The following is a 20,534-nucleotide window of genomic DNA, read 5'->3' as shown; positions in this document are numbered from 1 at the left end:
TGCAATGCCTTCCGCAGGCCGCTCAGTCCAGCAGGTCGGGCTGTTCCTTGACGATGCGCGCGTACAGCGGCTGGAACTGGAACCAGCCCGCCTGCGCCGTGCCGACGATCGAATACGCCTGCCGTGCGGCAGCGTCGGCAATCACCTTCAGCGGCGCCTGCGTGCGCGCCGCGGCCGCTTCGGCCAGCAGCTGCACCTGGCAGGAGCGTTCCATGGTGATGAACCACCACGCCGCTTCGTCCACGGTCTTGCCGACCGTCAGCAGGCCGTGGTTCTGCAGGATCGCCGCCTTGTTCTGGCCGAGCGCGTTGGCGATGCGCTGGCCTTCGTCCAGCTCGACCACCACGCCGCCAAAGTCGTCATAGACCGCGTGGTCGTTGTAGAACGCGCACACGTCCTGCGTCAGCGCATCGAGCGGGCGGCCGAGCGTCGACCAGGCGCGGCCATAGGTGCTGTGCGAGTGCGCGGCGGCGACCGCGTCGGGGCGGGTCTGGTGCACGCGCGAATGGATCGCAAAAGCCGCGGCATTGACCGGGTAATCGCCCTCCACCACGTCGCCATGGTGGTCGCAGCGGATCAGGTTGGACACCTTGACCTGGCTGAAATGCACGCCGAAGGGATTGACCCAGAAGGTGTCGGGAAACTCGGGATCGCGCGCGGTGATATGGCCGGCCACGCCCTCATCGAAGCCGAATTTCGAGAACAGCCGGAAGGCGGCGGCCAGGCGCTGCTTGCGGTGCAGGCGCTCCTCGCCCACGGTGGCGAACTGCGGCGGCCGCGGCAGGTTGCGGTAGCGGGCCTTGACCTCTTCAGGCAGGCCGGCGCCGATATCGTCGCTAGTGTCTTGCTGGACTTGCGGAACTTGCGGGGCATTCATGGGTGTCTCCTCCTCTTTCTTGCCTGCGCTGTCTTGCCTGCACTGTCTTGCCTGCGTTCGCTGCGCGGCACGCCCGTGGGGACGCGGCGTGCCGGTGCTGCATTCAGACCAGCTTGACCAGCTGCTTGCCGAAGTTCTTGCCCTTGAGCAGCCCCATGAAGGCTTCCGGCGCGCTGGCCAGGCCTTCGGCAATGCTCTCGCGGAACTTCAGCTTGCCCTGCGCGACCGCGGTGCCCAGCTCCTTCAGCGCCTGCGGCCAGACTTCCATGTGCTCGGATACGATAAAGCCCTCGATGGTCAGGCGCGAGACCAGGATCAGCTGCGGGTTCTTCAGCGGCAGCGGCTGACCGTCATAGCCGGCGATCATGCCGCACATGGCGATGCGGCCGAAGGCGTTCATGCGCGACAGCACTGCGTCGAAGATCTCGCCGCCGACGTTCTCGAAATAGCCGTCGATACCGTCTGGCGTGGCTTCCTTGAGCATGGTGTAGAGCTCTTTCGGGTCTTTTGCCGCCTTGTAGTCGATACAGGCGTCGAAGCCCAGCTCATTGACCACGTAGTCGCACTTGTCCTTGCCGCCGGCAAAGCCCACCGCGCGGCAGCCCGCCAGCTTGGCCAGCTGGCCCACCACGCTGCCGACCGCGCCCGACGCGGCGCTGACCGCGATGGTCTTGCCCGCCTTGGGCTGGATGATCTTGTTCAGGCCATACCACGCGGTCACGCCCGGCATGCCGACCGAACCAAGGTAGGCCGACAGCGGGATATGCGTGGTATCGACCGGCTGCAGGCCGGTGCCGTCGCTGACGCCCATTTCCTGCCAGCCGAACATGCCGACCACCTTGTCGCCCGGCTTGAACTTGCTGTTTTTGCTTTCCACCACTTCGCCGACGGTGCCACCGATCATCACTTCATTAAGCGGCTGCGGCGCGGCATACGACTTGCTGTCGTTCATGCGGCCGCGCATGTACGGGTCGAGCGACAGGTAGTGGTTGCGCACCAGCACCTGGCCGTCGGCGATCTGCGGCACGGGCACCTCTTCCAGCCGGAAATTGGCCGGCGTCACCGCGCCCTCGGGACGCGAGGCCAGGACGATGCGCTTGAATGTGTTGGACATGGTCGGGTTCCTTCCAATGGGAGATGGAAACTGCATGGAAACTGCTAATGCGGGGCACGAACCGCCCCACATGTCCTGGCGCCGGCGCTCAGCCGTCGGCGCCGGTATCGGTTTCGCCCGGGCGCTGCGGCGGCATGCGCCGGATGTACTTGAACGTGCCCGAGCCGCGCGCCACGGTCTTGCCGTCGGCATCGACAATCTCCGCCTCGCAGAACACCATGGTGGTGGTGCGGTGCACGGTGGTGCCGCGCGCGGTCAGCTGGCCGCGGCCCGGCGCCATGAAGCTGCTCTTCATCTCGATGGTCACCACGCCACGGCCATCGGCATCGCTGCTGCGGCCGGCCACCGCCATGGCCACGTCGAGCAGCGTCATGATCACGCCGCCGTGGGCCATGTCCCAGCTGTTCTGGTGGCGTTTTTCAACCGGCAGCGAGATCTCGCTGCGCCCGCTCTCTGCAACGCTACAGGTCACGCCGAGGTCGGCAAGGAAGGGGATATGGCTCAGGGAGCCGGTGTACTGGTTCATGGCAATGCGAGTCGAAGTGGGGGCTGGAGAGGCGCCGGCGGCAGCTTGCCCGCCGGCGCCTCTCCCGCATTATTGCCGCAAACGCCGGCAGTCGTTCAGACCGCGCTCAAACCGCGCTGACGCCGCCGTCGACCGCCAGGATCTGCCCGGTGATGTGCTTGCCGGCATCGCTGGCGAACAGCAGCGCCGCGCCCTTGAGGTCTTCGTCGTCGCCCAGGCGGTGCAGCGGCACGCCGGCACACATCGCTTCGACGCCCATGCGCTCCAGCGAGCCCTTGGTCATCTTGGACGGGAAGAAGCCCGGCGCCAGCGCGTTGACAGTGATGTTGTGCTCGCCCCACTCGCCCGCGAGCGTGCGGGTGAAGTTGACCACCGCTCCCTTGGACGTGTTGTAGGCGATGGTCTCCATCGATCCCGGCGGATTGCCGGCCAGGCCCGCGATCGACGCCACGTTGATGATGCGGCCGTAGCGGCGCGGAATCATCGACAGCTTGCCGATGCGCTGGCTCAGCAGGAACAGGCCGCGGATATTCAGGTTCATCACCTTGTCCCAGGCCTCCACCGGATGGTCTTCCGCCGGGGCGCCCCAGGTGGCGCCGGCGTTGTTGACCAGGATGTCGACGTGGCCAAGCCTGGCGATGGCTTCGTCGGCCAGGCGGGCAATCTCGGACTCCTGCGAGCCATCGGCGGCGATCCAGTCGGCCTCGATGCCGAGGCCCTTCAGGTGTTCCTGCGCCGCGCGCAGCTCGTCGGCCTTGCGTGCCGACAGCACGATACGCGCGCCCTGCTCGCCCAGTGCCTCGGCGATCTGCAGGCCAAGGCCGCGCGAGCCGCCGGTGATCAGCGCGGTCTTGCCCTTCAGGTCAAACAGTTGCTGGATGGTGCGCATGTGTCTCTTCCTCGGTTGTCTTTGAATGATGTAGTCAGCGGTCAGAACCAGGCGTCCTGCATGTCCAGCGTGGTTCGGTCGAGCGATGCCAGCAAATCGAGCTGAGGGCCGACCCTGGGCAGCTCGAAGCGGAAGAAGTACGCCGCCGCGGCCAGCTTGCCGCGATAGAAGTCCTGGTCTTCCTTGCCGCCCGCCTGCGCCAGCGCGGCCTGTGCCAGCAGTGCCTGCTCCAGCCAGATCCACGCGACCACCACGTGGCCGAAGGCTTCGAGGTAGACCGAGGCGTTGGCCAGCGTCACATTGGAGTCGCCGGCGCTCCACAGCGTCTGCGTCACTTCGGCCAGGCGCCGGGTTGCGGCGCCGAGCGCGCGCGCCTGCCGCGCCAGCTCGGCATCGTCCGCGGCGAGCGCGCGGCCGATGGTGGCCTGCACGCGCTCGCCCAGCAGCTTGAACGCGGCGCCATCCTTCATCACCACCTTGCGGCCCAGCAGGTCCAGGCCCTGGATGCCATGCGTGCCCTCGTGGATCGGGTTCAGGCGGTTGTCGCGGTAGAACTGCTCGACGTTGTATTCGCGGGTGTAGCCATAGCCGCCATGCACCTGGATCGCAAGGTTGTTGGCCTCCAGGCACCATTGCGATGGCCAGCTCTTGGCGATCGGGGTCAGGATGTCGAGCAGCAGCGCCAGGCGCGCATGCGCTTCCTGGTCGCCCGCGGCGGCCGCGGCTTCTTCCTCGTCCACCAGCCGCGCGCAATACAGGTTCAGCGCCAGGCCGCCCTCGACATAGCTCTTCTGCGCCAGCAGCATGCGGCGGATATCGGCGTGCTCGACCAGCTTCACCTGCGGGCTGGCGGCATCCTTGCCGCCGGGGCCGACGGGGCGGCCTTGCGGACGGTTGCGCGCATAGTCCAGCGCGTGCAGGTAGCCGGTATAGCCCAGCATCACCGCGCCCAGGCCCACGCCGATGCGCGCCTCATTCATCATGTGGAACATGCAGGCCAGGCCCTTGTGCGGCTCGCCCACCAGATAGCCGATGGCACCGGCCTTGCCGCCCGGCTTGTACTTCATGCCTTCGCCGAAATTCAGCAGGCAGTTGGTGGTGCCGCGATAGCCCATCTTGTGGTTCAGGCCGGCCAGCACCACGTCGTTGTGCTCGCCCAGCGAGCCGTCTTGGTTGACCAGGTACTTGGGCACGATGAACAGCGAGATGCCCTTCACGCCCGGGATCAGCTTGCCGTCCCGGCCGGGGATCTTGGCCAGCACCAGGTGGACGATGTTGTCCGACAGCTCGTGCTCGCCCGCGGAAATCCACATCTTGTTGCCGCGCAGGCGGTATTGCGCGCCCAGCGGCGATTCGCCCTCATACTCGGCGCGCGTCGTGATATCCGACAGCGACGAGCCGGCCTGCGGCTCCGACAGGCACATGGTGCCGAAGAAGCGCCCTTCCATCTCCGGCTTGACGAAGGTCTCGACCTGCGCCGGCGTGCCGTGCGTCAGCAGCAGGTTGGCGTTGCCGATGGTCAGGAACGGGTAGGAGCTGGTACCGACGTTGGCGCCCTTGAAGTAGGCGAAGCCGGCCTTTTCCACTACCACCGGCAGCTGCATGCCGCCCAGTTCGTAGTCCTGCCCGGCGGCCATCAGGCCGGCCTCGCAGAAGGCCTTCAGCGCGGTGCCGACCTCGGGAATGATGGTGACGGTCTCGCCGTCGAATTCGGGTTCCTGCTGGTCGTTCTTCTTGTTGTGCGGCGCGAACAGGTCGGTGGCGATCTTCTCGCAGGTGTCCAGCGCGGCGTCGAAGGTCTCGCGCGAGTGGTCGGCGTAGCGCGGGATGCGGGTCAGCTCGTCGACCTTGAGCCATTCATACAGAATGAAGTTCAGGTCGCGACGGGAAAGGATCATCGACATGGTGTCTCCATGCGGCGCACTGCTTGGTGCGCCGTGAATTCTTGTTGCCTTCTTGTGCGAACCGCCCCCGCATTGAATCGCACCGCATGTGTGCTCCCTCTCCCGCTTGCGGGAGAGGGTTGGGGTGAGGGCCGGCGGGACGACGAAGTAGAGGCCGGTGGTATGCCACCGCCTGCCCTCACCCCCTGCCCCTCTCCCGCAAGCGGGAGAGGGGAGCAAACCGGCAGCGTGCCGGTTTTGTCGGCAGTTACAGGACTTCGAACAGACCAGCAGCACCCTGCCCGCCGCCGATGCACATGGTCACCACCACATACTTCACCCCACGGCGCTTGCCTTCGATCAGCGCATGGCCGACCAGGCGCGCACCCGACACGCCGTACGGGTGGCCCACCGCGATGGCGCCGCCGTTGACGTTGAGGCGATCCATCGGGATGCCGAGCTTGTCGGCGCAGTACAGTACCTGCACCGCGAAGGCTTCGTTCAGCTCCCACAGGCCGATGTCCTCGACCTTCAGGCCAGCCTTCTTCAGCAGCTTGGGCACCGCAAACACGGGGCCGATGCCCATCTCGTCCGGCTCGCAACCGGCCACGGCAAAGCCGCGGAACACGCCCAGCGGCTGCAGGCCCTTGGCCTCGGCCACGCGCGCGTTCATCACCACGGCCGCCGAGGCACCGTCCGAGAACTGCGAGGCATTGCCGGCGGTGATCACGCCACCCGGCACCGCGCTGCGGATCTTGGCCACGCCTTCCAGCGTGGTGTCGGCGCGGATGCCTTCGTCGCGGTCGATGGTCACTTCCTTCGTCACCAGCTGTCCGGTGGACTTGTCGGCGACGCCGGCGAGCACCGTCATCGGCACGATCTCGTCCTTGAACTTGCCGGCTTCCTGCGCGGCGGCGGCGCGTTGCTGGCTGCGCACGCCATATTCGTCCTGGCGCTCCTTCGAGATGCTGTAGCGCTTGGCCACGTTCTCGGCGGTCTGCAGCATGTTCCAGTAGATTTCCGGCTTGTTCTTCACCAGCCAGCTTTCCTGGATCATGTGGCGGTTCATTTCCTGCTGCACGCAGGAGATGCTTTCCACGCCGCCGGCGACGAAGATGTCGCCTTCATTGGCGATTACGCGCTGCGCGGCCATGGCGATGGTCTGCAGGCCCGACGAGCAGAAGCGGTTGACGGTGGCGCCGGGGACGGTGACCGGGCAGCCGGCGCGCAGTGCGATCTGGCGCGCGATGTTGGCGCCGGTGGCACCTTCCGGGTTGGCGCAGCCCATCAGCACGTCTTCCACTTCGGCGGCGTCGATCTTGGCGCGGGCGATCGCATGCTGGACCGCATGGCCGCCCAGGGTGGCGCCGTGGGTCATATTGAAGCCGCCCTTCCAGCTCTTGGCCAGGCCGGTCCGTGCGGTAGATACGATGACTGCTTCGTTCATGTGTTGCTCCTCGGAATCTTGTGTCGTTCAGTTCGGTGGTTTGGTTCAGCCCTGGCCCTTGAGCACATCCGCGGACATCACGCGCGCGACGCCGGCGGCGCCGAGGTCCTGCCATGCTTTCGCCAGCGACCCTTGCAGGTCGATGGCCCGGCACGCATCCTCGATCACCGCGGCCTCGAAGCCGGCGGCGCGCGCATCGAGCGCGCTCCATGCCACGCAGTAGTCCGTCGCCAGCCCGGCGCAGAACACGCGCTTCACGCCATGCTCGCGCAGGTAGCCGGCCAGCCCGGTACGCGTGGTGCGGTCCGCCTCAAGGAAAGCGGAGTAGCTGTCCACGTCGGCATGGTGGCCCTTGCGGATCACCAGCCGCGCGTGCGGCACGTGCAGGCCCGCATGCAGCGCGGCGCCGGGCGTGTCCTGCACGCAGTGCACCGGCCACAGCACCTGCTCGCCATACGGCAGCGTGAGCATCTGGAACGGCTGCGTGCCGGCATGGTTGGCCGCAAACGAGACGTGCGCGGCCGGATGCCAGTCCTGCGTCACCACCACATGCCCGAACGCGCGCGCCAGCCGATTGATGACGGGCACCACCTCATCGCCGTTGGGCACGGCAAGCGCGCCGCCCGGCATGAAGTCGTTCTGCACGTCGATCACCAGCAGGCAATCGTCCGGTCCGATGGTGGTGTTCATGGCCGCTCCTTGCTGAACCCTCTTGGCAAATTAACCGTTGAAACCCTTGCCTTCGTCCGCCAGCTTCTGCAGCAGCGGCGCGACCTGCCAGGCTTCGCCGTGGTAGCCCTTGGCGTAGCGCTTCATTGCCAGCGCCACGTTGTACAGGCCGACCTGGTCCGCATACAGCATCGGGCCGCCGCGGAACAGCGGGAAGCCGTAGCCGGTCAGGTACACCATGTCGATATCCGAGGCCTTGGAAGCAATACCCTCTTCCAGGATCTTGGCGCCTTCGTTGACCAGCGCGAACACCAGGCGCTCGACGATCTCTTCGTCCGAGATCTTGCGGCGCGTCAGCCCCAAGTCCTTGGAGTGCTGCACGATCATGTCGTTGACCTGCTGGTTCGGGTACGGCTTGCGGTCGCCCGCCTTGTAGTCGTACCAGCCCGCGCCGGTCTTCTGGCCGTAACGGCCCATCTCGCACAGCAGGTCGGCGGTCTTCGAGTACTGGATCTCGGGCTTGTCGACGGCGCGGCGCTTGCGGATGGCCCAGCCGATGTCGTTGCCGGCCAGGTCGCCCATGCGGAACGGGCCCATGGCGAAACCGAACTTCTCGATGGCCTTGTCGACCTGCTCGGGCAGCGCGCCCTCGTCCAACAGGTAGCCGGCCTGGCGGCTGTACTGCTCGATCATGCGGTTGCCGATAAAGCCGTCGCACACGCCCGACACCACCGCGGTCTTCTTGATCTTCTTGCCGATCTGCATAACCGTGGCCAGCACGTCCTTGCCGGTCTTCTCGCCGCGCACCACTTCCAGCAGCTTCATCACGTTGGCCGGGCTGAAGAAGTGCATGCCGACCACGTCCTGCGGACGCTTGGTGAACGAGGCGATCTTGTTCACGTCCAGCGTGGAGGTGTTCGAAGCCAGGATCGCGCCCTGCTTCATCACTTCGTCCAGCTTCTTGAAGACGATTTCCTTGACGCCCATTTCCTCGAACACGGCCTCGATGACCATGTCGGCGTCCTTGATGTCGTCATAGGACAGCGTGGTGCTCAGCAGGCCCATGCGCTGCTCTACCTTCTCCTGCGTGAGCTTGCCCTTCTTGGCGCTGTTTTCGTAGTTCTTGCGGATGATGCCGACGCCGCGGTCCAGCGCTTCCTGCTTGGTTTCCAGGATCGTGACCGGGATGCCGGCGTTGAGGAAGTTCATGCTGATGCCGCCGCCCATGGTGCCGGCGCCGATCACGGCAACCTTCTCGATCTTGCGCACGGGGGTGCCTTCGGGCACGTCGGGGATCTTGCTGGCGGCACGCTCGCCAAAGAAGGCGTGGCGCAGCGCGCGCGATTCCGGCGTGGTCACCAGGAACAGGAAGCCCTCGCGCTCTTCCTTCAGGCCTTGCTCGAACGGCTTGAGCGAGCCGGCCACCGCTTCCAGGCACTTCAGCGGAGCCGGGAAATTCTTGGCCATCGCGGCCACGGTGTTGCGGGCGAAGCCGAGGTAGCCTTCGGGGTTCTCGTGGCGCACCTTCAGGTCGCGCACCTTCGGATGCGGGCCGCTGGCGGCGCCGACGTTCTGCGCGAACTTGACCGCCGCGGGCAGCACGTCACCCTCGACGATTTCATCGAACAGCTTGGTGCCGGCGAACTTCTCGGACAGCACCGGGGTGCCCGACACGATCATGTTGGCGGCGGCCTCCAGGCCGATCACGCGCGGCAGGCGCTGCGTGCCGCCGGCGCCGGGCAGCAGGCCCAGCTTCACTTCCGGCAGCGCGATCTGCGCGCCCTTGGACGCCACGCGGTAGTTACAGCCCAGCGCCAGTTCCAGCCCGCCACCCATGGCGACCGAGTGCACGGCCGCGACCACGGGCTTGGACGACGCTTCCAGTACGCGGATCACCGAGTGCAGCGTCGGCTCCTGCATGGCCTTGGGGGTATTGAATTCACGGATGTCGGCGCCGCCCGAGAATGCCTTGCCGGCGCCGGTAATGACGATGGCCTTGACGGCGGCATCGTCCAGCGCACGGGTCATGCCTTCGACGATGCCAAGACGGGTGCTGTGACCCAGGCCGTTGACAGGGGGGTTGTCGAGCGTGATGACGGCTACGCCGTCCTGAACCTGATACTGCGCTGTCATGCTGGTTCCTTTTACAAAAGTTTGTCTCGGGATTCGAATTCTCGAATTATTGTTTTGCTGCTGGGTGCAGGGGTGATTGGCACAGGGTTAACCCGCCGCGGTTACCGCTTGCCACAAGCCTTCCGGGGCTTGGGCGAAACAAGCATACACAAAATAGCACGGTCGTTCAATTTCAATTTCACGGGTTTTTGTGGGGCATGCGTGGGGCGAATTTCGGCCTGTAGCGTGGTGCATGGAGGCGGGAGCTTGGGCGTGCGGGAGACCGTTTGCTGATGGCGCATCAGGCACATTGGTGAATGTAGCGAGCGCTGGCTCTAGATTAGTATGGGATTTGGAAATGGGGATTTGGGGTTGGGCGCTGGGGTGGCTGCTGGCGGCGGCGGGTGGCGGCTGGCGGCGGCGGGGGCTGCTGGTGACATGCTGTTGGCCGTTGAACCGCCTGGTTCCGCCCTCCTGGGCGGGTCACTTTTTGGCCGAGCGCCAAAAAGTAACCAAAAAACGCGTCGCCTGAGCGGCTGGCTATCAAGTTGGCGGCGTGGGTGGTTCGGGCGGTGGTGATTTCCGCTTGGGCTTGGTGGCCGTTCGACCCTGCTAACGCCAGGTGATTCAGGGCCTGTGCCTGACGTTAACCGGTTATTGAACGATCTCCATGCCGGGCGTAGGCCGCCTGCTAGAAGCCTCATCGGTGGGACGCCTTCGGCTGCGCTACGCGCGGGCCCAAGGTGGCAGAGCGGCCGAAAGCGCTCTGGTCATTGCCGTCGCCGCCCAGCGAGCGAAGCAATGCGGGTTCGGGCCAGGACACCTCACCCGCGAAACTGAGCCGCGCGCAGCGCAGCCGTAGGCGATGACGCGATACCGCAGGCAGCAGGCGGCCTACACCCGTCCTGGGGATGGTTCAAAAGTCGGGAATCGTCAGGCACCCACACTCACTCACCTGGCGTAGCAGGCTGGCACCGCGACCACCTCTCACTGAGACCAATAACGCCCATACATCAAGAAGCGCCAAATTGGCCCAGCCAGCCGCTAGGCGACGCGCTTTTTGGTTACTTTTTGTCGCTCGGACAAAAAGTGACCCGCCCAGGAGGGCGGAACCAGGCGGTTCAAAAGCCGACAGCATGTCACCAACAGCGACAGCGCGGCGCCTCAAAACCCGACAGCATGTCACCAACCGCGACATAGTAGGCACAGAGCACTGGCACCAGCGAAAACAGCCCGCCTCCCATAAATCACAGGAAACGGGCCGCATTGAATTATCAAAAAATTAGAACTTGAAGTTAGCCGTCAACATCCCAAACCGCCCAGCACCCAGCGCACCGTAGTGGTTATGCGCCTTGGTGTAATAGGTCTTGTCAAACAAGTTCTGCACATTCAACTGCAACGACAGATTCTTGTTGACGCGATAAGCCGCCATCAGGTCAAACCGCCAGTACGACGGCACATACAGCGAGTTGGCCGGATTGGCATACACCTTGTCGACATAGTACGCACCACCGCCAACCGTCAGCGCCGGCAGCACCTGATAGGTCGTCCACAGGCTGAAGCTGTTCTTGGGCGTATTGGGGAACTGGTTCCCGTTGTTGGCCGCGTTCGCAGCCTGCGGGCCGTTATCGATCAGTTCGCTGTTCAGGTACGTATAGCCGCCGAACAGGCCCCACTTGTCCGTCAGGTTGCCGGCAAAGCCCAGCTCGAAGCCCTTCACACGCTGCTTGCCGGCATTGACGGTCGTGTTGGCATCAACCGCCACGCGCGCATTGTTCTTCTCGATCTGGAAGATCGCACCAGTCAGCGACAGCCGCTTGGCCAGCAGATCCCACTTGGTGCCGATTTCCACCGAGCGCGCCGTTTCCGGCTCCAGGTTGCGCTGCGCCGCCGTGATGTTGTCGGCGCCGTCACCGTTGGTCGAACCCGGCGGCGTCGACGAGGTGCCATATGACACATAGATGCTGCCGTACTCGACCGGCTTGTAGACCACGCCCGCCTGGTAGTTGAAGAAATTCGACTTGTTGCGGATGTCCACCTGCGCCACGGCCGCGCCCGTGTTCGGGTTGGTATAGGCGTTGGTGAAAGCGTGCGTGTCGTAGCTGTCGTAGCGAACGCCACCGTTGATCATCCACTGCTTGGTGATCTCGACCGTATCGAACAGGTAGACCGAGCGGGTATTGGTCGTAGTGGCCGTGGTGAAGGGCATCTTGGTGATGGTGCCGCGCCACGGGTCGTTCGGGTTCGGGTTGGCCAGCGACGTGCAGTCGAAGCTTGCCAGCAGCGACGCGTTGCAGATGCCCGGGACAGTCGGCAAACTCCGCGTAGGATTGCTCGCAGGATTGGCCGAAAGGACGTTGTACGGCGTGTTGTCGGTATCGTCGCGGCTGAACTCGAAGCCGAACAGCACGCTGTGCTTCACGCTGCCGGTCTCGAACTTGGCGGTCAGGTCGGTCTGGTTGGTCAGCGTCTCGGTGGCGGAGTCGCGGTTCTTGGTGTTGCGCCAGACAAAGCCGCGCGGCACGTTGCCGCGGCTGTCGTCAGGGTTGGTGACGATGTAGTCGTTGGTGGCGCGGCCCCAGCGCGTGGTGTTGCTGAAGACCAGGCCGTTGCGGAAATCATGCTGGACCGTGGCCGTGGCGATATTGCTCTGTGTCTTCTGGAAATCGCGGTCGGTCAGGCCGTAGAAGTTGTTGCGGTCAACGTTTGCGGGCTGCGACGGGTTGGCCTTGGACGACTGGCTGGCCGGGCGCGAGTACGGAATGCTGTAGTCCGGCATGCCGTTGCCCTGCAGATGGTAGTACGACAGCGTGACCTTTGTATCGGACTTCATGCCGAACGTCACCGACGGCGCAAAGCCCCATGAGTTCTGGTCGACCTCGTCGCGGCCCGGCACGTTGGCGGTATAGCCCAGCGCGTTCAGGCGCACGGCGGTGTTGTCGTTGATCACGTAGTTGCCGTCGGCCGTGGCGCGGAAGTACGAGTCCGTGCCCACGCCGATCGAGCCCTGCGCGAAGTTCTCGGCCTGGGGCAGCTTCGACACGATATTGATCATGCCGCCGGCCGAGCCCTTGCCGCCGTAGGCCGAGCTGGGGCCCTTGATGACTTCGATGCTTTCGATGTTGAAGGTGTCGCGGGTCTGCGAAGCGGTATCGCGCACGCCGTCGACATAGATGCTCGACATCGAGTCGAAACCGCGGATGAAAGGACGGTCGCCGATCGGGTTGCCGCCTTCGCCGGCGCCGAAGGTAATGCCGGGCGTGGTGCGCAGCGCGTCCTGCAGCGAGTTCGAGCCCGACTGCCGGATCACCTCGGTCGGCACGACGGTCACGGACTTGGGCGTGTCGAGCAGCGGCGCGGTGAACTTGGGCGACTGCGCCTCTTCCACCTTGTAGCCATCGTCGCGCTTGCCGGTCACGGTGACCCGTTCCAGCGTCACCGGCGCAGCCTGGCCGGTGGCGGCGACGACAGGCTGGCTCCCCTGCGCCGATGCACCCTGCATGGCAAACGCTGCGACGGCGCCTGCCAGTGCAGCGGCGAGCGGGGTCAATTCAAACGACTTCTGGTTTCCTTTCACGGCCTTGCCTTCCCTGTGTTGTCTTGTAGTTCTTGACGCGAACAAGCGTGGTCAATGAAGACAAGCTCAAGGAAGCGCACCACCGTCGCCCGTGAATCAAGTCGTCCATCCCCGGCGGGCGATTATAGGGAGGTAGGAATCGAAGTACAAATGCGAATCATTCCGATTTTTGTGTTAAGACAAATTTACAACAGTGTTGCAAAGTGGCTTGTCCTCGACTGGAAATTTGAGTAGTCAACGACCTGAGAAGCACTAGTGACGCTCGGAGTTGAAGGAGCGCCTTTCCCGCGGCTGTCGTGAAACATGAAGTGACGCCGACGCTACGGGTGGCACCCGCAGCGCCGGCGGAAACGCTTAAACCTCCAGCCACTCCTTCCGGATCTGCGAGTTCGCCTTGAGTTCGCCGGGCGTGCCCTCGAACACGATATGCCCGTGCCCCATGACGTAGACCCGCTGCGAGATATCCAGCGCAATCGCCAGCTTCTGCTCGATCAGCAGCACCGAGACGCCCCGCTCCTTCAGCGTCTTCAGGTAGTCACCCACCAGCGCCACGATCATCGGCGCCAGCCCTTCGGTGGGCTCGTCGATCAGCACCAGGTCGGGATCGCCCATCAACGTCCGGCACAGCGTCAGCATCTGCTGTTCGCCGCCTGACAACACGCCCGCGGAGGTGTTCTCGCGTTCCCTGAGCCGGGGGAACATGTTGAACATGTCTTCCACCGACCAGCGCGGTTTGGGCTGCCGCGGGTTGCGCTTCTCGCCAAGCAGCAGGTTCTGCCGCACCGTCAGCGTCGGGAAGATGTCCCGGTTCTCCGGCACATAGCCGATGCCCAGGTGCGCGATCTCGAACGTGCGCCGCCCCAGGATCTCCTCGCCGCGGAACTTCACCGAGCCCTCGGCCTTGACCATGCCGAGGATGGCCTTGGCCATGGTCGAGCGCCCCACCCCGTTGCGCCCCAGCAGCGCCACGATCTCGCCTTCGTCGATATGCGCATCGACGCCATGCAGGATATGGCTCTTGCCGTAGTAGGCATGCAGGCCCGTGACTTCCAGCATCCGCTTGCCCATCAGTGCGCTCCTTCGGTGGTGTCTTCGTCCAGCGTGGTCCCCAGGTAGGCTTCCTTGACCTTGCGGTTGTTGCGGATCGCCTGCGGGGTATCGGTGGCGATCACTTCGCCGTAGACCAGCACCGAAATGCGGTCGGCCAGCCCGAACACCACGCTCATGTCGTGCTCCACCATCACCAGTGTCTTGCCGACGGTGACCTTGCGGATCAGTTCGACTGCATGGTCGGACTCGGAGCGGCTCATGCCCGCGGTAGGCTCATCCAGCAGGATCACCTCGGCACCACCGGCGATGGTGATGCCGATTTCCAGCGCGCGCTGCTCAGCGTAGGTCAGAAGGCCCGCCTGTGTATTGCGCCGGTGCTGCATGCCGATCAGTTCCAGCACCTCGTCGGCCCGCTCGCGCGCATCGCGCAAACCCGTCAGCCGGTGCCAGAACGAGTACTTGTAGCCAAGCGACCACAGCACCGCGCAGCGCAGGTTCTCGAACACCGACAGCCGATGGAAGATATTGGTGATCTGGAAGCTGCGCGACAGCCCCATGCGGTTGATCACGAACGGCTGCAGCCCTCCGATCTCATGCCCGTTCAGGCGCACCGTGCCGCTGGTGGGCGCAAAGCGGCCCGAGATCAGGTTGAAGGTGGTGGACTTGCCCGCCCCGTTGGGCCCGATCAGCGCGTGGCGCTCACCCTTCGGGATGCTCAGGTTCACGCCGCGGATAATCTCCGTCTGGCCGAACTTCTTGCGTACCTCGGTCAGTTCCAGTGCCGCCGTCATGCCGTGCCTCCCGCGATCTCCGCCTGCACCTTGTCCCATTCGGCGCGCGACGCGCGCACCGTCAGCCGCCATGCGGCCAGCCCCCCGGCCCACAGCACCGCCGCCACCGCCCATGGCGTCCACGTCGCCGCATCGAAGCCGACGCCGAACAGCTTCATGGCCGTGCCATTGGCGCTGTCGACCTGCACCTTGTAGACGAGTTCGACCGTCACGATCATCGCCACCAGCAGCACCACGCCGGCCGCGCCCGCCTTTGCATAAGAGGGCAGCATGCGGCGCAACCTGCCCTTCGCCGCCAGCGGCAGCTGCATCAGCAGCAGGCTGGCCAGGCCGCCCGGCACGAACATCACCATCAGCACGAAGAACAGGCCCAGGTACAGCAGCCACGCCTTGGTCAGGTCCGACAGCGCCACCGCGAACAGCACGAACACCACCGCCCCGATGATCGGCCCGAAGAACACGCCCGCGCCGCCGATGAACACCGCCAGCAGCACGCCGCCTGATCGCACCGCGCTGACGTTCTCGGCCGAGACGATCTCGAAGTTGATCGCCGCGAGCGCCCCGGAGATCCCGGCGAAGAACGCCGACAGCACCAGCACCAGGTAGCGCACGCGCTGGGTGTTGTAGCCGATGAACTCGACCCGCTCGGGGTTGTCGCGCACGGCGTTGGCGATACGGCCCAGCGGCGTCTGCGTCCAGGCGTACATGGCCACCATCGACACCAGGCACCACACCGCGATCAGGTAGTAGACCTGGCGCCCGGGCCCGAAGGTGAGCCCCAAAAACGGGTCGCCGACCACGCGGTTGGTGGAGATGCCGCCCTCGCCGCCGAAGAACTCGGGGAACATCAGCGAGCTGGCGAACACCATCTCGCCGATGCCCATGGTGATCATGGCAAAGGTGGTGCCGGCCTTCTTGGTGGTGACATAGCCGAAGATCACGCCGAAGAACGCGCCGGCCAGCCCGCCCACCAGCGGCAGCATCGACACCGGCAGCCAGACCGTGCCGGCGCCGACCATGTTCAGCACGTGCACGGCAATGAAGGCGCCCAGCCCGGAATACACCGCATGGCCGAACGACAGCATGCCGGTCTGCCCGAGCAGCATGTTGTACGAGAGCGCAAAAATGATCATGATGCCCATCTGCGACATCAGCGTGATGGCGAAGCCCCCGGTAAACACCAGCGGCAGCACCAGCATGATGACGATGGTCAGGCTCCAGATTACCCAGCGCGCCAGGTTCAGCGGGCGGTAGCGCAGGGTGCGGCCGGTCGACACCGGCTCGCGCGGTTGTTGCATCGCTTGCTCCATGGCCTCAGCTCTCCCGGGTTCCCATCAGTCCACGCGGGCGGAAGATCAGCATCACCACCAGCAACAGGTACGGCAGCACCGGCGCCACCTGGGCCACCGTGAGCTTCCACAAGGCGTAGAACGGCGTGGCTTCGCTGACTGCCATGCCAAGGCTGCGCAACAGCCCCGCAAGCGAAGCGTCGATCGTGACCGCAAAGGTCTGCAGCACGCCAATCAATATTGACGCAATGAAGGCCCCCACCAGCGACCCCATGCCGCCGACCACCGCCACCACGAATACGATCGACCCGACCGCCGCCGCCATCGACGGCTCGGTGACGAAGGCATTGCCGCCGATCACGCCGGCCAGCCCCGCCAGCGCGGCGCCGCCGCCGAACACCATCATGAACACGCGCGGCACGTTGTGGCCCAGCGCCTCGACCATCTCCGGATGGGTCAGCGCGGCCTGGATCACCAGGCCGATGCGGGTGCGCGTCAGCACCAGGTAGATCGCCACCAGCATGCCCAGCGACACCAGCATCATGAAGGCGCGGTATTTGGGGAAAGTCGAGGTGAACACCTGGAACAGCGGGCCTTCCAGTTCGGCCGGGATGCGGTAAGGCACCGCGGCCAGTCCCCACACCAGCTTGACGCCCTCTTCGATCAGGTAGGCCAGGCCGAAGGTGAACAGCAGCTCTGCCACGTGGCCGTACTTGTGCACCGTGCGCAGGCCGAAGCGCTCCACCAGCGCGCCCGCGCCAGCGACCAGCAGCGGCGCGAAGATCAGCGCCGGCCAGAAGCCGACCTTGCTGGCGATGGTGTAGGCGAAATATGCGCCCAGCATATAGAAGCTTGCGTGCGCGAAATTGAGCACGCCCATCATGCTGAAGATCAGGGTCAGGCCTGATGACAGCATGAACAGCAGCAGCCCGTAGCTGATGCCGTTGAGCAGGGAGATGACAAAGAATTCCACAGCGTGTCCTTCAAGCTGGTGCCGCCGCAGTGGGGTGCGTTGGCATCCGTCCGGTTGGATTTGGGGTGAGCGTCCCCCTCCGCAGGGCGCATGGCGCCCCGGACGCTACCGCTATCGATCCAGAAAGACCGAGAGTATGCAGGATCGGGCCGCCACGCTGTCACGCTGCATCACCTGCGCGTGTCATCGTGGCCGGCCCGACATGGACAGGATCAGCCCGGCCGCTTCATCTGGCAGGACGTCGGCTGCGCGGACACGTACTGGTCCATCTGCGCGTTGGTCTTCCAGCCGTACCCGGTGTTCTCCTGGTCGTACTTGATTTCCTTGCCGTCGATCTTGGTCCAGGTGGCCACCACCAGCGGCTGCTGGGCCTGGTGGTCGGTATTGCGCATCTCGACCAGGCCGTTCATGCTCTCGACCTTGATGCCTTCCAGCGCCTTGGCCACCTTGACCGGGTCGGTCGAGTTGGTGTCCTTGAACGCCTTGGACAGCATGGCGATGCCGGTGTAGGACGCCATCACGTAGAAGTCATCGTTGTACTTCTTCTTGAAGCCCTCGATGACGTCGGAGCCCTTGAACCCCTTGTTGTTGGGGTTGTAGTAGCCCACGTACTTGACGTGCTCGGCACCGGCCGCGCCCATGGCGGTCGGCACGCCGGTGGTGCCGGCGTAGTAAGTGTAGTAGTTGGTGGTCAGGCCGGCGTCCTTGCCCGCCTTGATCAGCAGTGCCAGGTCGCTGCCCCAGTTGCCGGTGATCACGGTATCGGCGCCCGAGGCCTTGATCTTGGCCGCATACGGCGCAAAGTCCTTCACCTGCGCCAGCGGGTGCAGGTCTTCACCCACGATCTGGATATCCGGGCGCTTGCGCTTCAGGTAGTCCTTGGCCGCCTTGGCCACCTGGTGCCCGAACGAGTAGTTCTGGTTGATCAGGTAAACCTTCTTGACGCCGGGATCCTTGGCCAGGAAGGTGGTCAGCGCCTCCATCTTCATGTCCGAGTTGGCGTCGAGCCGGAAATGCCAGTAGTTGCACTTGGCATTGGTCATGTCCGGGTCCACCGCGGCGTAGTTCAGGTAGATGATTTCCTTGCCCGGGTTGCGCTCGTTGTGCTTGGCCACCGCATCCTGCAGCGCCAGCCCGACCGACGAGCCGTTGCCCTGCACGATATAGCGGATGTTCTGGTCGATCGCCTGCTTCAGGATGGTCAGGCTCTCCTGCGGCGAGAGCTTGTTGTCAAAGCCCACCACCTCGAACTTGTGCGCGCCGGCCCAGCCCTTCTGGTTGGCCACGTCGGCCACGAACTGCCAGCTCTTGAGCTGGTTCTGTCCAACGGGGGCCATTAGCCCCGAAAGCGGATCGATGAAGGCGATCTTCACCGTATCCGCGAGTGCCGAACCCGAAACCAGCGCAGAACCCATTGCGGCGAACATGGCCACACCAGCCACCAGCGGACGCATCTTGGTCATACTGTCTCCTTCACTCTTGTCGTTGGCTTGTCGTTGATTGCAGTCGTTGATTGCAGTCGTTGATTGCGGCCGGCGGCGTGGCGCCCTCCTGTCCGCGCCATGCAGCCGGGCCCCGGGCGGCGCCATGCCGCAAGCAGGCGCGGCGCACCGGATGCTGCCCTGTGCCGGCTTCAGGCCGCCGGCAGCTTGTAGTCCTTGAACTGTTCGCGCAGCTTGAGCTTCTGCATCTTGCCGGTGGCGGTCAGCGGAATCTCGGTGACAAAGGCGACATCGTCCGGGATCCACCACTTGGCGACCTTGCCCTCGAAGAACTGCAGCAGTTCCTCGCGCGTGACTTCGGCGCCGGGCTTCTTCACCACCACCAGCAGCGGGCGCTCGTCCCACTTGGGGTGGTAGGCCGAGATGCAGGCCGCCATATGCACCGCGGGGTGCGCGGCGGCGACGTTCTCGATGTCGATCGACGAAATCCATTCGCCGCCGGACTTGATCACGTCTTTGCTGCGGTCCGTGATCTGCATGAAGCCGTCTTCATCGATGGTGGCGACGTCGCCGGTCGGGAACCAGCCGTCGACCAGCGGGTTGCTGCCGTTGCGGTAGTACTGGTCGATGATCCATGGCCCGCGCACCATCAGGTCGCCGAAGGCCTTGCCGTCCCACGGCAGTTCCTTGCCTTCGCCGTCGACGATCTTCATGTCGACGCCGAAGATCACGCGGCCCTGCTTCTCCTGGATCTTGTGGCGGTCGGCATCGGACAGTTCCTCATGCTTGGCCAGCAGCTTGCACGAGGTGCCCAGCGGCGACATCTCGGTCATGCCCCAGGCGTGGATGACGTCCACGTCCAGCGCCTCGAGCGCGCGGATCATCGCTGGCGGCGCAGCGGAGCCGCCGATCACGGTGCGGCGGAAGGTGGAGAACTTCAGGTTGTTCGACTGCACGTATTGCAGCAGGCCAAGCCAGACCGTCGGCACGCCGGCGGAGAAAGTCACCTTCTCCTGCTCGAACAACTCATAGAGCGAGGCACCGTCCAGCTTGGCGCCCGGGAACACCAGCTTGGCGCCGACCAGCGGCACCGAGTACGGCAGGCCCCAGGCGTTGACGTGGAACATCGGCACCACGGGCAGGATCACGTCGCGCGCCGAGCAGCCGAGCGCGTCGGGCAGCGCCGAGGCGTACGAGTGCAGCACGGTGGAGCGGTGCGAATACAGCGCGCCCTTGGGATTGCCGGTGGTGCCTGAGGTGTAGCACAGGCTCGACGCGAGGTGCTCGTCGAACTGCGGCCATTCGTAGTTGCCATCCTGCGCGTCGACCAGTTCCTCGTAGCAGAGCAGCGGCACCTTGGACTCGGCCGGCATGTGGGCGCGATCGGTCATCGCAACCCAGCCTTTCACGTTTGGGCAATGCGGCGCGACGCCCTCTACCAGCGGCAGGAAGGTCAGGTCGAAGAAGACGTAGCTGTCTTCGGCATGGTTGACGATATAGGCAATCTGCTCGGGGAACAGGCGCGGGTTGATGGTATGGCAGACGGCGCCCATGCCCGACACGCCATAGTAAACCTCCAGGTGGCGATAACCGTTCCACGCCAGCGTGCCGACGCGCTCGCCCTGCTGCACGCCCAGCGCGCCGAGCGCCTGCGCCACCTTGCGGGCGCGCAGTTCGCAATCGCGGTAGGTATAGCGGTGCAGGTCGCCCTCGGTGCGGCGCGAAACGATTTCCGTCGACCCGTAGTAACGGGCGGCGTGCTTGATGATGGAGGAAATGAGCAGCGGCGCGCTCATCATTTGACCCATCAATGCCATGAAACTGCCTCCTGAAGTCTGGTGGATTCGTCAAAAAACGAACAACCGTACTATTTTTGGGCGGTTGTCCGCGTGCCT

The 20,534-nt window shown here is 64.7% G+C and carries 15 protein-coding genes; all 15 read right to left on the bottom strand.

The window, feature by feature from the left end; genetic code table 11:
* Nucleotides 1-22: 22 nt before the first annotated feature.
* The 15 genes from E0W60_RS17480 to E0W60_RS17405 all read right to left on the bottom strand — a co-directional run bounded on the left by E0W60_RS17480 (nt 23) and on the right by E0W60_RS17405 (nt 20,456).
* Nucleotides 23-877, bottom strand: coding sequence for a class II aldolase/adducin family protein (locus E0W60_RS17480; RefSeq protein ID WP_135705061.1), 855 nt, complete (start codon nt 875-877; stop codon nt 23-25).
* A 103-nt stretch (nt 878-980) separates the two neighbouring features.
* Entirely contained in the window at nt 981-1,991 is a 1,011-nt protein-coding gene (locus E0W60_RS17475) for an NADP-dependent oxidoreductase (RefSeq protein ID WP_116378597.1), read from the bottom strand.
* An 88-nt stretch (nt 1,992-2,079) separates the two neighbouring features.
* Nucleotides 2,080-2,517, bottom strand: a complete 438-nt coding sequence (locus E0W60_RS17470; RefSeq protein ID WP_133096886.1) for a PaaI family thioesterase — start codon at nt 2,515-2,517, stop codon at nt 2,080-2,082.
* A gap of 106 nt (nt 2,518-2,623) precedes the next feature.
* Entirely contained in the window at nt 2,624-3,406 is a 783-nt protein-coding gene (locus E0W60_RS17465; RefSeq protein WP_133096885.1) for an SDR family oxidoreductase, read from the bottom strand.
* A gap of 41 nt (nt 3,407-3,447) precedes the next feature.
* Nucleotides 3,448-5,310: an acyl-CoA dehydrogenase gene (locus E0W60_RS17460; protein WP_135705060.1), complete on the bottom strand. Its 1,863-nt coding sequence runs from the start codon at nt 5,308-5,310 to the stop codon at nt 3,448-3,450.
* A gap of 247 nt (nt 5,311-5,557) precedes the next feature.
* Nucleotides 5,558-6,736, bottom strand: a complete 1,179-nt coding sequence (locus tag E0W60_RS17450; RefSeq protein ID WP_135705059.1) for an acetyl-CoA C-acyltransferase — start codon at nt 6,734-6,736, stop codon at nt 5,558-5,560.
* Between the two features lie 45 nt (nt 6,737-6,781).
* Nucleotides 6,782-7,426, bottom strand: coding sequence for a bifunctional nicotinamidase/pyrazinamidase (gene pncA / locus E0W60_RS17445; protein ID WP_133096881.1), 645 nt, complete (start codon nt 7,424-7,426; stop codon nt 6,782-6,784).
* Between the two features lie 30 nt (nt 7,427-7,456).
* The gene (locus E0W60_RS17440) at nt 7,457-9,538 is read right to left on the bottom strand and encodes a 3-hydroxyacyl-CoA dehydrogenase NAD-binding domain-containing protein (RefSeq protein ID WP_133096880.1); all 2,082 of its coding nucleotides are present in this window, start codon (nt 9,536-9,538) and stop codon (nt 7,457-7,459) included.
* A gap of 1,261 nt (nt 9,539-10,799) precedes the next feature.
* Complete coding sequence (locus tag E0W60_RS17435) at nt 10,800-13,019, bottom strand: TonB-dependent receptor (protein ID WP_205751662.1); 2,220 nt, start codon at nt 13,017-13,019, stop codon at nt 10,800-10,802.
* A gap of 429 nt (nt 13,020-13,448) precedes the next feature.
* Entirely contained in the window at nt 13,449-14,162 is a 714-nt protein-coding gene (locus E0W60_RS17430; RefSeq protein WP_133098361.1) for an ABC transporter ATP-binding protein, read from the bottom strand.
* Complete coding sequence (locus tag E0W60_RS17425) at nt 14,162-14,935, bottom strand: ABC transporter ATP-binding protein (RefSeq protein WP_135705058.1); 774 nt, start codon at nt 14,933-14,935, stop codon at nt 14,162-14,164. Before E0W60_RS17425 ends, E0W60_RS17430 begins: the two co-directional genes overlap by 1 nt.
* The gene (locus tag E0W60_RS17420; RefSeq protein ID WP_133098359.1) at nt 14,932-16,245 is read right to left on the bottom strand and encodes a branched-chain amino acid ABC transporter permease; all 1,314 of its coding nucleotides are present in this window, start codon (nt 16,243-16,245) and stop codon (nt 14,932-14,934) included. The genes E0W60_RS17425 and E0W60_RS17420 overlap by 4 nt, the downstream gene beginning before the upstream one ends.
* A gap of 4 nt (nt 16,246-16,249) precedes the next feature.
* Entirely contained in the window at nt 16,250-17,197 is a 948-nt protein-coding gene (locus E0W60_RS17415; protein WP_029048186.1) for a branched-chain amino acid ABC transporter permease, read from the bottom strand.
* Nucleotides 17,198-17,409: 212 nt separating this feature from the next.
* Nucleotides 17,410-18,660 carry a branched-chain amino acid ABC transporter substrate-binding protein gene (locus tag E0W60_RS17410; protein WP_133098358.1) on the bottom strand — a complete coding sequence of 417 codons (1,251 nt, stop codon included), beginning with the start codon at nt 18,658-18,660 and terminating at the stop codon, nt 17,410-17,412.
* Nucleotides 18,661-18,830: 170 nt separating this feature from the next.
* Nucleotides 18,831-20,456: a 3-(methylthio)propionyl-CoA ligase gene (locus E0W60_RS17405; protein ID WP_135705057.1), complete on the bottom strand. Its 1,626-nt coding sequence runs from the start codon at nt 20,454-20,456 to the stop codon at nt 18,831-18,833.
* Between the last annotated feature and the right edge of the window lie 78 nt (nt 20,457-20,534).

It is taken from the genome of Cupriavidus oxalaticus (assembly GCF_004768545.1).
GTDB lineage: Bacteria > Pseudomonadota > Gammaproteobacteria > Burkholderiales > Burkholderiaceae > Cupriavidus > Cupriavidus oxalaticus_A.
Note: the sequence above shows the minus strand (reverse complement) of the source record. Positions and strands in the feature narration are given on the sequence as shown.

Excerpts from the sequence above, each read along its gene's own strand:
- E0W60_RS17450 (WP_135705059.1), bottom strand. The coding sequence starts at position 6,736 with ATGAACGAAGCAGTCATCGTATCTACCGCACGGACCGGCCTGGCCAAG.
- E0W60_RS17440 (WP_133096880.1), bottom strand. The coding sequence starts at position 9,538 with ATGACAGCGCAGTATCAGGTTCAGGACGGCGTAGCCGTCATCACGCTC.
- E0W60_RS17480 (WP_135705061.1), bottom strand. The coding sequence starts at position 877 with ATGAATGCCCCGCAAGTTCCGCAAGTCCAGCAAGACACTAGCGACGAT.
- E0W60_RS17435 (WP_205751662.1), bottom strand. The coding sequence starts at position 13,019 with ATGCAGGGTGCATCGGCGCAGGGGAGCCAGCCTGTCGTCGCCGCCACC.
- pncA (WP_133096881.1), bottom strand. The coding sequence starts at position 7,426 with ATGAACACCACCATCGGACCGGACGATTGCCTGCTGGTGATCGACGTG.
- E0W60_RS17410 (WP_133098358.1), bottom strand. The coding sequence starts at position 18,660 with ATGACCAAGATGCGTCCGCTGGTGGCTGGTGTGGCCATGTTCGCCGCA.
- E0W60_RS17460 (WP_135705060.1), bottom strand. The coding sequence starts at position 5,310 with ATGTCGATGATCCTTTCCCGTCGCGACCTGAACTTCATTCTGTATGAA.
- E0W60_RS17470 (WP_133096886.1), bottom strand. The coding sequence starts at position 2,517 with ATGAACCAGTACACCGGCTCCCTGAGCCATATCCCCTTCCTTGCCGAC.
- E0W60_RS17430 (WP_133098361.1), bottom strand. The coding sequence starts at position 14,162 with ATGGGCAAGCGGATGCTGGAAGTCACGGGCCTGCATGCCTACTACGGC.
- E0W60_RS17405 (WP_135705057.1), bottom strand. The coding sequence starts at position 20,456 with ATGGCATTGATGGGTCAAATGATGAGCGCGCCGCTGCTCATTTCCTCC.
- E0W60_RS17465 (WP_133096885.1), bottom strand. The coding sequence starts at position 3,406 with ATGCGCACCATCCAGCAACTGTTTGACCTGAAGGGCAAGACCGCGCTG.
- E0W60_RS17475 (WP_116378597.1), bottom strand. The coding sequence starts at position 1,991 with ATGTCCAACACATTCAAGCGCATCGTCCTGGCCTCGCGTCCCGAGGGC.
- E0W60_RS17425 (WP_135705058.1), bottom strand. The coding sequence starts at position 14,935 with ATGACGGCGGCACTGGAACTGACCGAGGTACGCAAGAAGTTCGGCCAG.
- E0W60_RS17420 (WP_133098359.1), bottom strand. The coding sequence starts at position 16,245 with ATGGAGCAAGCGATGCAACAACCGCGCGAGCCGGTGTCGACCGGCCGC.